Origin of the sequence: Dehalobacter sp. (genome assembly GCA_023667845.1) — a bacterium.
In the GTDB taxonomy this organism is placed as follows: Bacteria; Bacillota; Desulfitobacteriia; order Desulfitobacteriales; family Syntrophobotulaceae; genus Dehalobacter.
In genome coordinates, this window is sequence record JAMPIU010000178.1 from 47,419 (window position 1) to 61,918 (window position 14,500).

The 14,500-nt window shown below is 47.0% G+C and carries 14 protein-coding genes and 1 riboswitch; of the genes, 4 read left to right on the top strand and 10 right to left on the bottom strand.

All coding sequences use genetic code 11. The features are described from left to right. The 8 genes from NC238_14980 to NC238_15015 form a co-directional block, all read right to left on the bottom strand. Complete coding sequence (locus tag NC238_14980; protein MCM1567212.1) at positions 1-1,122, bottom strand: alkaline phosphatase family protein; 1,122 nt, start codon at positions 1,120-1,122, stop codon at positions 1-3. Next, positions 1,097-2,182: a threonine-phosphate decarboxylase CobD gene (gene cobD, locus NC238_14985; protein ID MCM1567213.1), complete on the bottom strand. Its 1,086-nt coding sequence runs from the start codon at positions 2,180-2,182 to the stop codon at positions 1,097-1,099. Before cobD ends, NC238_14980 begins: the two co-directional genes overlap by 26 nt. Before the next feature lie 773 nt (positions 2,183-2,955). Next, positions 2,956-3,930, bottom strand: a complete 975-nt coding sequence (gene cbiB, locus NC238_14990; GenBank protein ID MCM1567214.1) for an adenosylcobinamide-phosphate synthase CbiB — start codon at positions 3,928-3,930, stop codon at positions 2,956-2,958. 87 nt (positions 3,931-4,017) lie between these two features. After that, complete coding sequence (locus NC238_14995) at positions 4,018-4,620, bottom strand: histidine phosphatase family protein (GenBank protein MCM1567215.1); 603 nt, start codon at positions 4,618-4,620, stop codon at positions 4,018-4,020. Then, positions 4,613-5,008, bottom strand: a complete 396-nt coding sequence (locus NC238_15000) for a hypothetical protein (GenBank protein ID MCM1567216.1) — start codon at positions 5,006-5,008, stop codon at positions 4,613-4,615. The genes NC238_14995 and NC238_15000 overlap by 8 nt, the downstream gene beginning before the upstream one ends. Beyond that, positions 5,005-5,778 (bottom strand): adenosylcobinamide-GDP ribazoletransferase, encoded by a 774-nt coding sequence (gene cobS, locus NC238_15005; protein MCM1567217.1) that lies wholly within the window; start codon positions 5,776-5,778, stop codon positions 5,005-5,007. Before cobS ends, NC238_15000 begins: the two co-directional genes overlap by 4 nt. Further along, positions 5,762-6,316, bottom strand: coding sequence for a bifunctional adenosylcobinamide kinase/adenosylcobinamide-phosphate guanylyltransferase (locus tag NC238_15010; protein ID MCM1567218.1), 555 nt, complete (start codon positions 6,314-6,316; stop codon positions 5,762-5,764). Before NC238_15010 ends, cobS begins: the two co-directional genes overlap by 17 nt. Positions 6,317-6,437: 121 nt before the next feature. After that, positions 6,438-7,808, bottom strand: coding sequence for a cobyrinate a,c-diamide synthase (locus NC238_15015; GenBank protein ID MCM1567219.1), 1,371 nt, complete (start codon positions 7,806-7,808; stop codon positions 6,438-6,440). Between the two features lie 257 nt (positions 7,809-8,065). Further along, positions 8,066-8,242: riboswitch (cobalamin riboswitch) on the bottom strand. A 167-nt stretch (positions 8,243-8,409) separates the two neighbouring features. Here NC238_15015 and NC238_15020 point away from each other — a divergent pair. Together NC238_15020 and NC238_15025 are read left to right on the top strand one after the other, a co-directional pair. Beyond that, positions 8,410-9,381 carry an ABC transporter ATP-binding protein gene (locus tag NC238_15020; protein MCM1567220.1) on the top strand — a complete coding sequence of 324 codons (972 nt, stop codon included), beginning with the start codon at positions 8,410-8,412 and terminating at the stop codon, positions 9,379-9,381. A 34-nt stretch (positions 9,382-9,415) separates the two neighbouring features. Beyond that, the gene (locus NC238_15025) at positions 9,416-10,195 is read left to right on the top strand and encodes an ABC transporter permease (GenBank protein MCM1567221.1); all 780 of its coding nucleotides are present in this window, start codon (positions 9,416-9,418) and stop codon (positions 10,193-10,195) included. A 26-nt stretch (positions 10,196-10,221) separates the two neighbouring features. On the opposite strand, the gene NC238_15030 is transcribed toward NC238_15025, so the two are convergent. Continuing rightward, positions 10,222-11,139: a class I SAM-dependent methyltransferase gene (locus tag NC238_15030; GenBank protein MCM1567222.1), complete on the bottom strand. Its 918-nt coding sequence runs from the start codon at positions 11,137-11,139 to the stop codon at positions 10,222-10,224. Between the two features lie 226 nt (positions 11,140-11,365). On the opposite strand from NC238_15030, the gene NC238_15035 reads away from it, so the two are divergent. Together NC238_15035 and NC238_15040 are read left to right on the top strand one after the other, a co-directional pair. Continuing rightward, positions 11,366-12,922, top strand: a complete 1,557-nt coding sequence (locus NC238_15035) for an ATP-binding cassette domain-containing protein (GenBank protein ID MCM1567223.1) — start codon at positions 11,366-11,368, stop codon at positions 12,920-12,922. A 126-nt stretch (positions 12,923-13,048) separates the two neighbouring features. Then, positions 13,049-13,936: a DUF3102 domain-containing protein gene (locus tag NC238_15040; protein ID MCM1567224.1), complete on the top strand. Its 888-nt coding sequence runs from the start codon at positions 13,049-13,051 to the stop codon at positions 13,934-13,936. Positions 13,937-14,205: 269 nt separating this feature from the next. On the opposite strand, the gene NC238_15045 is transcribed toward NC238_15040, so the two are convergent. Then, complete coding sequence (locus NC238_15045; protein ID MCM1567225.1) at positions 14,206-14,487, bottom strand: hypothetical protein; 282 nt, start codon at positions 14,485-14,487, stop codon at positions 14,206-14,208. Positions 14,488-14,500 lie beyond the last annotated feature (13 nt).

The window sequence follows — 14,500 nt, forward strand, 5'->3', positions numbered from 1 at the left end:
TTACTCTGAAATCAAATACTTTAAGACCTTATTCGCCTCTAAATTCCCCGACGGCAAGGTTTCCCCGGCTTTCCTGAAGATATACGGAACATCCAAGGCCGAATGCTTCCCGCTGACAGGGCTGGTCGCATGATCAGCGCAGATCAGAATCCCAGTATCATCTTTCAGGTTCTGACGCAGAAAAGCAAAAAATTCCCGATCAACTCTTTCGATAAATTCAATTTTTTCTCGATGATCATGCCGGTGAGCGGCTTCATCTGTGCCATTGATATGCACAAGCACAAAGTCATACTCGGATAACAAGCGGCATGCCGTTTGCGCCTTAAGGGCCAGATCCGTATCCGTATCTCCAGTAGCTTTTGCCAAATCAGGAACATCCATCTTCAAGGCCAAAGCAATCCCTTTGGCAATTTCCGTACCGCAGACTGCCGCTGCCTTTTTACCATACAATTCTGCAAATGCAGGTAAACGGCTTTTCCCAGATATCCCCCATGGATAAAAAATCATTTGCTGTTCTTGGCTGCTTAGGTATTTTAACCTATTTTTCCCCTCCGAAACAAATTTTTGGAGTATGGGGGCCGAAGTGCAAATGTCCGCTAATAAATCATCGGAATCATCGCCCAAAAATTCATGCGGCGGATACGTCTTGCAATCCAGCGTTTGAAAATAATGCGCTTTGACAATGATCAGGTTCCTGTACCCGGATAAATGCAGCATCTTGATATTCGGATCGATATCAGCCGCTATCTTCGCTGCTTTTTGCATTTCAGCTCCGGTTAAGTTCCCGCCGTTGAAGGAAGCTAATCTTCCGTGACTGTCAAGGGCGGCAAGATTGCAGCGCAAAACGACTTCATCCTGCTCCAGGCAGTAGCCGTTGGCAAGCAGTTCGAGTGATGCCCTGCTTTGCGGGAAATAGGCCGGCTTAACGCCTAAAAGATTCAGGATACACGGCATGCTTTCCGGCAGGTAATCCTGCGGGCAGGAATCAAACCAGCCAGTATGACCTTCAGCGGCAATTTGGTCAAGTTCTGGATGACGGGCAGCCTCAAATGTGGTCTGCCAGCCTAATTCTTCAATTTTTTCATCTGCAAGTCCGTCAACAATGACCATGACTGCTTTCATCACATATCACATCCCTGAGTACGGCGCTGAGTTTCAAATTATCTTCATGGCTTTTCACAGCAACCCTGAAGTATTCACCGTTTAAATTGACATAGTTGGCGCATGGACGGATCATAATCCCTTTCGCTATCAGCTTTTCAGACAGGTCTGTACGCTGAGTCCGGAAAAATATGTAGTTTGCTCTGGAGCCGATGACCTTCAGTCCAAGACCCAAAAGTGCATCAATCAAAAATCTTCTTTCTGTTTGAATCAGCTGTTTCGTCTGCTGCAGATAGGCAGTTTCTTTTAAGGCAGCGGTACCGGCCGTTTGGGCCAGCGTTGAAACACTCCAGTCTTGACCGGCAGACCTCATTTGTTCGAGCAATGTTTTGTTCGCTGTCAAAGCGTAGCCAAGTCTAAAACCCGGCATCGCAAATATCTTGGTAAAAGCTTTCAGAATGACGAGATTTTCATACTGTTCAATGCAGTTTTGCACAGAAAATTGTTCTTTATCTTCGACAAAATCCATAAAGCATTCATCAATCATCACGATTGCCCCGATTTCCTGGCTCTTGGCAAGCACCTTCTGTAAAAACGCACGTGAACACAATTGACCGGTAGGATTATTGGGGTTACAGATGATCATCAGGTCCAGGCCTGGGCGCATCTGATCCAACAGGTCCTCACGGGCTGCAAAATCGTGCTCTGGCCGTAAAAAATAATATTCTACCGAGCAATCCACCGTACGCAGCGCCTTTTCATAGTCTGCAAAGGTTGGAGCAAAGATCAGCGCCTTTTTTGGTTTCAGAGCCAACGCAAGTCGGAAAATAATCTCTGCGGCCCCATTGGCGGCAAGGATATAATCAGGATCCGTGCACTCATAGTTGGCCAAAGCCGCAACAAGATCCCGGCAAAACGGGTCCGGATAATTCGTACATTCATCAAGCGAACGGATCACGGCTTCCTTTACAGACTCCGGCAGCCCGAGTGGATTGACGTTAGAAGAAAAATCAAGAATTTCCTGCCTGCCCGTCAGTTTTTTTACCGAATAAATGTCTCCGCCGTGGATATATTGATACATCTGCTCTCACCTGTCTCTGTCGTATTTGTAGCCTAAGTTTGTTTAAAGTGGAACTGTTTCTCTGAAGCATTATTCTAGCATTTTAGCTTATTGAAATCTTTTATTTTATTCTTTATTTTGAGGCTCGCGTCTCTTCGTAACCGCCTTTTCGGCTATTGCGCCATCCATGGCATCGCGACATTAGGCCATCCGTGGCCGTCAAAAAGCCGCGCTCCACATCCATGTTCCGCTTGTCAGGTTACGAAGATACGCTAATTTGTAGAAAGTTTTGTAGAAAGTTTAGAAAAGCACCGAGCCGAATACCTTAAGTCCCATTATACTGTCTCAGCCGGTATTCCTCGCTTTGTTGGCAAGCACAAGTCTAAAATCCTAAATTGCCGCCATGTGAAGCACGATGTAGAGCGTTGCGCTCAGAAGTAACAATGCTTAGAAGGTACTGATACAAGGAGCAAGTCATAAAGAAGCTAGTTACGGAAGGCAAAGGAAGGCAAAGTAAACCTGCTTATTAAGTTTGACAGTGCTTCTTGAGCCGCTAAAGTCTCCCACCCTTAAGATCAGTCTGGGAGTCACAGTTCCGCGCTAAGCGGAGCACGAGGCGGAGCGCGGCTTTTTGTGCCACGGAGGGCACAACAGCCGAAAAGCGGTATTGTGACTCCCAGACCTACCCCATAGAGCGCTTCACTCAAAGATAATCCCCAAAGAGCGGATAACTACAGGCTTACCTTAATAAGTCTTGATAACTACACTGATTGTGCTCTTCTGCTCCGTAGAATTTACAAAGCTACTACTTTCTGCACAATAACGGCTCTAACAGCGAACCCCAGAATCAGGCCGACAAGCGACGTCGCAACCATCAGCTTGTTGGCGCGGCGGATGTCTTCAGCCTCGATCTCCCGGATCGGGTCACCGATCGTTGGCTTAACCACCAGCTTGCCAAAGTAAGAATTGCTTCCGGCAAGTTGAACATTAAGGGCCCCGGCGCAAACGGCTTCAGTGTGGGCGGAATTCGGACTGGTATGATTATGACGGTCACGCCGGTAGATTCTCAAGGCATCTTTGAAATCATAACGGGTCAAAAAAACAGCCAGGAGCATCAAATAGGCAGAAATTCTAGCCGGAAGATAATTGGCGACATCATCCAGTTTGGCAGCAAACCGGCCAAAATAAAGATATTTGTCATTTTTATAGCCAATCATCGAGTCCAGCGTATTGACCGCTTTATACAAAAAGCCCAATGGGGCGCCGCCAACTAGAATGAAAAGCATCGGCGCGATAACGCCGTCGGAAAGATTTTCGGCCACGGTTTCCACAGCGCCTTTCGCTACCTGGGAGCTGTTCAAGTTCTCCGTGTCCCGGCCGACAATCCAGGATAATTGATAACGGGCTTCCATGATATCGTTCTTCTGCAGGGCATCATAGACCTTCATGCTCTCAGCTTTCAGCGACTTCGTAGCCAGAATCTGATAACACATCAAGGCCTCGACAATAAACCCTAGCAGCGGGCTGATGCTATTCAGCAAATACAATAGGCCCAGCGGCACGAGAAATGTCACCGTAACAATGGTAGCAGTCAGCAGTACCCCGCACCAATACTGGCTTCGGTCCGTCCTGCAACTGATCCGGTGCAGGTATTTATCTCCCCCGGCAATCAGCGAACCGATCCAGCGGACCGGATGAGGCAACCAGGGAGGATCACCAAAAATCAAATCCAAAATATAACCTGTCACTAAAGCATAAAGTGTAATCATTCAATACCAACTTCTTTATCATTTCATCGACTTCGTCATTACCAAAACCAGCGGGCGACCAACTTCGGACCTTTATATTCTTATCATCTAGATCTTCGATATCGCCGCCAGCTTCTTCTTTTCGGTCCATAAAGCCTGATCAATCGTCAGCTGATAGCCTTCACCGTTCTTTATCTGCCAATGGTAAAAATCAAATACTTCGGGCGAAAATGCCTCAAGCAGCATCATGATCGTACCGCCGTGAATAACCAGTGCGGCCTTTTCGATTCCGGCATCATCTACTTCCTGCATCACGCGGTTAAAACCTTCCAGGCAGCGGGACCTGAACATTTCCGGCTGTTCCCCGCCCGGGACTTGCTGTTTCCCGCCGCCGTCGATCCAGCTTTTGTACTCGGCAAGGTCCCTCAGCTGTTCATACGATTTGTTTTCAAATATGCCAAAGCTGCACTCCGCAAGTTCAGGTATTGTACTATAAGGAATATCCGGATAGATCAGCTCCCTGGTCTGAAGGCAGCGGAGCCTTGGACTGACAAAGACATGTTCAACCGCCGTATAGTGGCCGGCAGCAATATACTCACGGATTTCGGAGATCCCCTGTTCACATAAAGGCTCATCCGTAATTCCGATATACTTGCGTCTCAGATTTCCTTCCGTCTTGCCATGCCGGATCAGGTACAGGAACTTAGTCATGTTCTTCACCTTTAATCAGAACCGGAACGGAGCAGAAGACACGATAGACCTTAGCCGCTTTCTGGGCGGCCGCGCAAAGGACCCTCCCGGTCGTTTCCTGCATTTCCCGGTCATCTTTTAAAACCGGCACCACGGCTGAGCTTAATTCATCACAAATCAGAATCATGCCAGGGTGCTGCTCGATTCCGTCAGCGATAAATTTCCGAGCATCAAGGCTGGCTTCCTGCAAACGTCTGATCAGCAGATGCAGATGGTCAAGCACCGGACGCTGAAAAGCCTCTTCGAAGCTGCAAGTCCCTCCGTCCGTAATATTGGCCGAAGCGATATCCCATCTTCTCCTGACAAATTCCAATTTCCCCTGACTGCCACCTCCGATCACCAAAATCATAGTATAACGCCTCCTGCTATTGCCGAAATCAGAAGTATTCCTGTTTCGCTTACTACAATGTAAAAGCCTGCTAGATCGCCGGTTATACCCCCAAAATGTTTTTGAACCATGAGGTTAAATAAGTAAAAGGATAGCATAATAAACAGAACTGCAATGATCCCGATAATCACACTTACATACAGCATCATCGCAATCGATAATAAAGCCATAAAGCAACTAATGATTCTTACCGCTTTCTTCGAAGCATAACCTGCAAAAATTGCAGCAAGTCCTGTATCTCTGGCACACGGAAAGGAGACAACCGCTAAAGCAGCCATCGAACGTGACAGGATAAAAGAAACAAGAACGAGTAAGAAAAAGTCCGGTTTCAGATAGGTCTCATACCACGCCGCAAACTGCAGCAGAAGGACAGCAGACGTATAGATAAGCGCGAAGGCTCCAACATTGGGATCCTTAAGGATTCGAAGCTTTTCCTCTTGGTCCTTATGGGAATTCAAGGCATCTGTCGTGTCACAATAACCGTCGAGGTGAACTCCGCCAGTGATCATGACGTTAATAGACACAGCTGCAGCAGCAAAAAAGACGGGACTGAACCCGAAATATTCCAACAATAGAAACAAAAAATAGAGAACAAAGGCAATGACAGCCCCGACCACAGGAAAGAAGATAAAAGAATAACGCATATTCTTCTCGTTCCAGTCGATTTGAGGCATCGGAATTTTAGAAAACATCGAAAAGGCTGCAACAAACGATTCATACAAGATTTTCATAACCGGAAAGCTCCTTCATTCCTTTATGGATGACCGGGATCGCGCAGACGGATTCAATCACGACATCTGCAGCCGCGGCAATTGCCGAATTTATTTCAGCCAGTACACGGATATAGCCGGTCGTAAAATCATCATAGGCTTTGAAATCCTCAAATATCGTACTGGTTACGATGACGGTATTCGGTACGGTAGCCGCTAGCAGCCGGATATCATTGCGAATGCATTCAATAGCCTCCTGCGGGCTGCGCTCCTGCAGATACATTTCATTGGCAATCAGGTTGCCCATGCACTCGAGTAAAGCGGTATCGCAGCCGCTTAAAATAGGGATTTTCTCGGAAAGTCCGTAAGGAAACTCAAAAGTGTTGAACCCTTTGCCGTCCCGCATCCGACGGTGCTTGACAACCCGGTTGCGGCACTCTTCATCTGAGGCAGCCATTGTTGCAATATAGGCCATTTTTCCTTTATTCAGGCTAACAGCCAAATTTTCCGCTATTTCAGACTTTCCGCTGGCAACGCCTCCGCTGACCAAAGCCAACATTTACTCACCGCCTCTTTCCTTTCACAAAAATATCCCTTTATCTATTATTATCTATCATCTATCTATCTATCATCAAGCGATCATCAAGCGATTCAAACTTTTCCAGCTTATACACGCCTGACTAACCCATCCTGGCAGCCTGAAAATCGCTGCATTTCCGAATAAACGAACGCGCAAACTCAGGGTTTCCCCAGAGATGAAGGTGAGGGTAACCGGCGACGAGGTTCTCATCGGCATGGATACAGTCCCACGTTCTGCTCCCGGACGAATTGACTGCCGTAAAACCGCCGCCATTGGCTGTCGAATCAGAATAATGGAATTCATGCGCGTTAATCCTGCCGCCTTTGCCGCACAGCAGGTTATCCTTTTGCGCCGTCAGCGTGATATAACCGAAACGGTTCAGTTTATCCGTCAGTACAGCATCCCCTTCTAAATATCCTGCCATTGGATAAGGTTTGCCGTCCTTGTCAGCAATACGTTCCAATAAATACATGAACCCGCCGCACTCAGCTATACAGGGAGTATTATTGGAGAGAACATGCCTGATGCTTGCCAACATCGATGTATTCCCGGCCAGCTGCTCGGTATATAATTCCGGGTAACCGCCGCCGAGAATCAGTCCGTCGCATTCAGGTACGGCTCGATCATCAAGCGGGCTAAAGTACTGCAGTTCCGCTCCCAATGTTTCCAAAAGGTCGAGACTGTCCTGGTAATAAAAACAAAAGGCTTTATCTCTGGCTACGGCGACTTTAACAGCAGAGATTCTCTCGATCCCGGCCTCATGATAGTCTATTTCCGCGGCCCTGCCTGCAATACGCAGCAGGTGTTTCAGATCGATGGATTCTCTGGCCTGTATGGCCAGTAATTTCATTTTTTGCTGCAGGTCTTCCACTTCCGATGCTGTAATTAATCCAAGATGCCTGCTTTCCAGCGCGCATTCTTTGAGCTTCGGAAAGTAACCGACCACCTGGATATCCGTCTCTTTTTCGATCATTTCCTTATACTGCGGGTATAGGGAAGGTGTAAGATTATTCAGAATAACGCCCTTGATCCCGTTGTCCGGTCTAAAATGGCAGAATCCTTGGATCAAGGCTGCAATTGAGATTGCTGAACCGGCACAATTGACAATAAGGATAACAGGCGTTTGCGTTACTGCAGCCAAATGGTAAGAACTTGCCACGGTACTGCCAATGCCTAGCCCGTCATAATAACCCATTACTCCTTCTAAAACAGCGATTTGCGACTGTTCGGAATTCTTGACCAGCAAATACCGGCATACCTCTTCCGATAGCATAAACAAATCCAGATTCCGTGATTTTGTCCCAATGACTTCGGTATGAAACATCGGATCAATATAGTCCGGCCCACATTTAAACGCAGCCGGATGAACCCCTTGCTCCAAAAGCGCTTGTAATACCGCACAGGTGATGGTGGTCTTGCCGCTGCTGCTGCCTGCAGCCGCAAACATAATACGTGGAATAACTGCTTTCATGACTTGTTCTCCATTTCTATCGAAGCTGAGATGGTCCGTGGACATCACCGCTCCTTGCCGTCCTTGGCATCGCGGCACTAGGCCGTCCGTGGCCGTCGCCGCTCCTTGCCATCCCTGGCATCGCGGCATTCGTCCATCCGTGGACATCAAAAAACCTCTCTAACCGGCGGTTGGAAGAGGTTTTACTTACACAATCTGCAAACAGTCCAAAACACTTCTGCACGATTCGTATGCTACACCTTTCATCCTCCGTGAAAACAGTGCAAAATGGCTCAGGCAGGTCTTCCGACTCGGTTTCAAAGCAAATTCAGCCTTCCCATTGTAAACAGTGGCAACTTTGAATTTGCTCCACCTTACGGCGGCGGGACCGTACAGGTATTTCACCTGTTTCCCTATTATTGCAAAATAATGCAACCTAAGCGATACCATTATATCAGAAGACGCACAACGTGTCCACCCGCAATCTGCAGAACAGTATATAGTCTTCTCCTTGCCTTCTCCCTACATGATATTTGATATTTTCACAGACCCGGCCTTGCTCTTCCGCCCTCCTTTTGATACGCTAGGAAAAAAGAACAGCAATTCGCGGAGGTACCTCTTCATGTCTTATTCTCTTCCAGCCGATATCATTTCAGCCGGAAACCTAACCAAACGATTCGGAGATTTCACTGCCGTTGACAATATCTCTTTTACTGTCCGGCAGGGAGAGTGTTTTGGACTTCTTGGTCCAAACGGCGCCGGCAAAACGTCCCTGGCCAGAATGGTCTTTGGCTTGTCACCCAGAACTGAGGGCCGCCTGACTGTTTTTAATCAGGATATTTCGGAGCATTCCCGGGAAATTAAAGCACGTCTCGGTGTTGTTGCCCAGGAAGACAACCTTGACCCGGAACTGACGGTTCTGGAAAACCTGCTGGTCTATGCCTCCTATTACCGTCTGCCGCGTAGTACAGCCAGGGAACGGGCTTTGGAGATCCTGGACTTTATGGATCTTCGAAGTAAAGCCAATGCAGTCGTCGACGAGCTGTCCGGCGGCATGAAACGACGTCTGACAATTGGACGAGCGTTGATCAACCGTCCGGAGCTATTGATTCTCGATGAGCCAACCACCGGGCTTGATCCGTACGCCCGTCATATGGTCTGGCAGCGCCTGCGGCAGTTAAAAGAAAGCGGTACGACCATGCTGCTGACAACACACTATCTTGAAGAAGCCAGTCATCTCTGCGACCGACTGATCATCATCAATCAGGGCAAAATCCTTGAGCAAGGTGTACCGGAAGAGCTTATTGATAAGCATGTCGGGACATATGCCCTTGAACTTGGAACGAATCCTGACAATCAAAATATGCTCCTGCAATGGAGCTCTCCCTGGCTGAAATCCTATCAGCATATTGGAGATGATCTGGTCCTCTATTCCAATGATGGGCCAGCGATGGCTGATGACTTGAATCACAAAATTACGGACGAACACTTCCCTGTCAGCTATCAACGGCTGAGGCCCACTAACCTTGAAGACGTTTTTCTGAAGTTAACCGGCGAAACGCTGCATGGTAAGCGCAGTCAGTTTGAGGAGTAGGATTAGCATACTGATGATATGGAGGAAGAATATGATTAGAATAAAAATGCCTGATCTTAACCCCGTACTGACCTTCAAAGTATTTCTGCGGAATCTGAAGGTTTTCGGTAAAACATGGAAAGCCAATATCATGTTTAATTTTCTGGAGCCGCTGCTTTATCTCTGGGCCATGGGCTTTGGTCTGGGTGTTTATATTACGCAGATTAACGGGCTTTCCTACCTTGATTTTTTGGCTCCGGGGCTGATTGCTTCTTCAGCGATGTTTGCTGTGACTTATGAAATGACCTACAACAGCTATACCCGGATGTCCAAGGAGAAAATATTTCACAGCATGGTGGTTACGCCGGTAAGTATGGACGACATCGTCCTCGGCGAAATCCTGTACGGCACGTTCAAAGGCGTTCTTTACGGTGCGGTTTTCTTTATTGTTGTCGCCTTGTTCGGCATTGTCCACTCCCTGTATGCCCTGCTCATCTTTGTCCCACTGATCCTCATGTCCGTCATCTTTTCCAATCTCTCTTTAATTTGGACGAGTCTCGCTCCCAATTATGACTCTTTCGGCTATTTTTTCACGCTGCTGATTTCTCCAATGTTCTTGTTTGCCGGAATCTTTTTCCCGATTGAAAGCCTGCCCGCCGCCATTCGTTTTCTTCCGTGGCTGACGCCGCTGTACCATGCCGTTGAAACGGTGCGTCCATTGGTTTTGGGACAGGTTACTCCGGCAATCACCGGCCATATCATCTGGCTCTTAGCCGTTACGCTGCTGACGCTTCCTTTCCCGCTGGTCATAGTTAAAAAGAAGCTCATTCAATAAACGGACTCTTTTTTGCTTTTGGGAATCTAGACGGTTGCAACTTGCCAATACATACAGGCGATCTTCCCTTTGATCGTTTCTCTGATCAGCCCGTTCTCGGCTTTGCTTTGAATGTAATTCCTAATGTCCGCTTTTTGCTCATCAGTCAAATCTGTCTTCATGCCAAGTCTGCTGAGGTAATGACGGTTCGCTTCATCCAATGTGCGAACACTTTCCCTTACCGTCTCGATATACGTAATTTCAGGATAAAGTTTTTTAAGCCAGAGAACATTGAAACAGCAGTACAATCCTTTGTTGCCGTATACATCTTCCATATGGGGCGGAAGAAACCGTCTTTTCAGTTCGTCACTAATGGAATCATGCCGTTCAACAAAATGACTTAGAAAACAATATTTACTGCTGACTGCGATCATTTTCTCGAGGCTTTTCCTGCTGTCAATGCCGGGAGACATAATCGCCGTTACCAGGCTGAACTTTTGCTTCCACTGTCTTGCAAACAAGTCATCTTGCCGCCAGTCCATCTCCATGAAATCAACATTTCGAAGTTCCCGGGCCGCCGCGTAGTCTCTGGCGGTCCGCACCATTTTCGGCGAAATATCCACACCGGTCACGGTTTTCGCTCTTTGGGCAAATTCCGCTGCAAAACGGCCGGGTCCGCAGCCGATATCCAGAACAGTACTATCTTCCCGGAGCATTCTTTTTGCGGTAAGCAGTTCTGTAATCTTTACAATTCTCTCATCAGGTTCAATGCCTGTGAATTCTTCGACCCTGTTGTCCCAGGAATCCACGCTTCCTTCTTTATAACTGCTTTTGGAATCTTTAGTTCGCCAAATTTGATCAAAATAATCAATACCCATCGCTTCCACCTTTATATTTATGATCCACTCAAGCTGACTGATCCGCTCAAACTGACCAAAACTACATCTTGCATCTAATATTAACATTAACTCAGTCCCAAGCAAATATTATCATGCTTGCTGCCCTTCTTATTCATAAAGCATGATGCCCATTCGTTTCTGCGCTGCCATATTTCTGACTTGCTCTCCTTAGACAGATTTGATAATCTAATAAAGATATTTCCTGCTATCACAAGGATGAGCAATACGGATGGTCTTGCTATTGACTGATCGTATTATTTACGAATTTATGTAAAAAGGAAGATAAGAAAACATGAGTATTCTGACTGTTAAAAACTTGAGTCATGGCTTTGGCGACCGGGCCATATTTCAAAATGTTTCTTTCCGCCTGCTGAAGGGCGAGCATATCGGTTTGATCGGGGCGAATGGCGAGGGAAAATCTACATTTATGAACATCATTACGCGCCAACTCGAGCCTGATGAAGGCCAGATTGAATGGTCCAAACGGGTCAGAGTCGGTTATCTTGACCAGCACACGGTTCTGGCTAAAGGAGCAACGATCCGCGATGTTCTGAAGGACGCTTTTCAGTATCTTTTTGCACTGGAAGCTGAGATGCTGGCGATTTGTGATAAAATGGGCGACGCTTCATCCGAGGAGCTGGAAGTGCTGCTCGAAGAGATGGGATTGATTCAGGAAACCTTGAACAACAATGATTTTTATATTGTGGATGCTAAGGTCGAGGAGACCGCCCGCGGTTTAGGTCTGCAGGATATCGGTCTTGATAAGGACGTTGATGACTTAAGCGGCGGCCAGCGAACCAAAGTGCTTTTGGCTAAACTGCTGCTGGAAAAGCCGGATATTCTGCTTTTGGACGAGCCGACAAACTACCTCGACGAACAACACATCGAATGGCTGAAACGCTACCTTCTGGCGTATGAAAATGCGTTTATTCTGATCTCGCACGACATGGAATTCTTAAACAGCGTGATCAACTTAATTTATCATATGGACAACCTGCAGCTGAACCGTTATGTCGGAGACTATCAGAATTTCCTGAATGTCTACGAGACAAAAAAGCAGCAGCTCGAAGCGGCCTATAAAAAACAGCAGCAGGAAATCTCCGACCTGGAGGATTTTGTCGCCCGCAACAAAGCCAGAGTCTCCACCCGGAATATGGCGATGTCCCGCCAGAAAAAGCTCGATAAAATGGACCGGATCGAACTGGCCAAGGACAAACCCAAACCGGTTTTCAACTTTAAAGAAGCCAGGACTTCCGGCAAGCTCGTGTTTCAAACCTCTGATCTGGTGATCGGCTATAACGAACCGCTCTCCCGCCCGATCAACATTTCCCTGGAACGCGGTCAGAAAGTTGCTTTGACCGGAGCCAACGGAATCGGCAAAACCACACTCTTAAAGAGCATCCTCGGTGAAATCGAGTCCCTTTCAGGCCAGGCTGAACTTGGAGACTATCTCTTCCCCGGCTACTTTGAACAGGAAATTAAGGATGCTAATTATAAGACCTGTATCGAAGAATTCTGGTCGGACTTCCCCGGCTATACCCAGTACGAAGTGCGGGCAGCGCTGGCCAAGTGCGGTTTAACGACGAAGCATATCGAAAGCAAAGTCCTGGTCTTGAGCGGCGGTGAGCAGGCCAAAGTACGGCTCTGCAAGCTGATTAATAAGGAAACGAATTTTCTGCTGCTCGACGAGCCGACCAACCATCTCGACGTCGAAGCCAAACAGGAGTTGAAACGGGCGCTCCAGGCCTATAAAGGCAGCCTACTTCTCATTTGCCATGAACCTGACTTTTACCAGGATGTCGTCACGGAAGTTTGGAATTGTGAGAATTGGACGACCAAGGTCGTCTAAATGTTTGACAAGCCGGGCTTGTTCGTTCCCGACCTTATATACTATGAGAAAGATTGTCCGTTGTCACACTTTTAAGCCTGGCCACGTATCCTATGAGTGGAATCAGACCCAAGGAGTGTGGATATCTTGACGGATACAATAACGAATACAGTAACTGATATTATCAGCGGACGCACGCCGCATGTAATAGCGGCTGAAATTAACATGATCAAATACCAGACTGAGAGGATCTACCTTACCGCCGCTGTCGAGATTGGAAGGCGGCTGACGGAGGCCAAGGCCCTGCTTAAGTTTGGAGAATGGGGCAAATGGCTGGAGGAGTCGGTCGATTTCTCTCAGAGCAGGGCCAATAAACTGATGCGTATCTTCAAAGAGTACGGAGCAGGACAGCTTAGCTCCTCAAATTCGGATCCGGCTCCGAATTTAAACTACAGCCAGGCGGTGATCCTCTTAGGAGTCCCAAAGGAGGAACGGGCGCAATTCATCGTTGATATGGATATCGAGGGGATGACCAAGCAGGAACTAAGGAAAGCGGTCAAGGAACGGACGCAGGCCCAGCAAGAAAAAGACCTGGCCTTACAAAAGAACACAGATCTCCAGAAAACATTGGCAGACCAAAGCGGTATCATCACCGGGCTGACTGCGGAACTCGCCAATCTGAAGGTCCAATTGGAGAACGTCAAGACGTCCAAAGCAGAACTCGCTAAAACGGCCAGGCAGCTGAATGATTCGCTGGAATCGCTCCAAAAAAGTTCAGCCGCCAAAGGCTACGAGAGGATGAAAACAAACTTTATTAATACTTCGCTCAAAGTCAGGGCCAACCATATCGCCTTCCTCTGTGAAAACTTGGATCAAACCATGAAGGAAGTAAAGTATAAGCTGCTCCAAATCGCCCCTAATGACAAGGAGACGTATATCATTTATAAGAATAAAGTTTACGATCTTCTGAAGGTGTGGCTTAAAGACGAGACGTGGTGTCAACACCAGTTCAAATCGCCCAATGCCGAGCGGTAAGCCAATCCTATAAGGTATTTTTAATCTTGGCAGCGTTTATAGTGACCAGCATCTTAAAATATTCCGGAAGATTGTCTTTCCCGTCTGAATTGTGGGATTTAAAAAATTTTAAATCTCCCGGCCAGACGGGAAAGACAATTTATCTTAAGCCATTGAAAAACCTAACCGAAATCGGCTAGGGTTGTGCCGGTTCTATCTTTGCTTTTTTTATTGTCGGCAAAAGAAAAAGGAGACGGATAAACCATCTCCCTGTAAAGCCTTCAGCTTCATTATTTATTTTCTATCTTTTCATTCCACAGAATCTCGAAATCTTCTTGTGTTATTTCGATGGGTTTAAATTGTGAATCAGAGGCAATTTGGTCTGATTCGGGCATTGGCAATTCGCCTAATATTGCTCCACCAACCTCAACATCTGGGGTTGCATATCCTATTCTACCATCACGATATTTAATTATTTTCCTTACCTCATATCTTTCATCATCAATTTCCGAATAAAATTCTATTGGCTCGTCTAGGAAATTATGAATCCATTCTACCTTTAGGTATTTCATAATATACCACCCT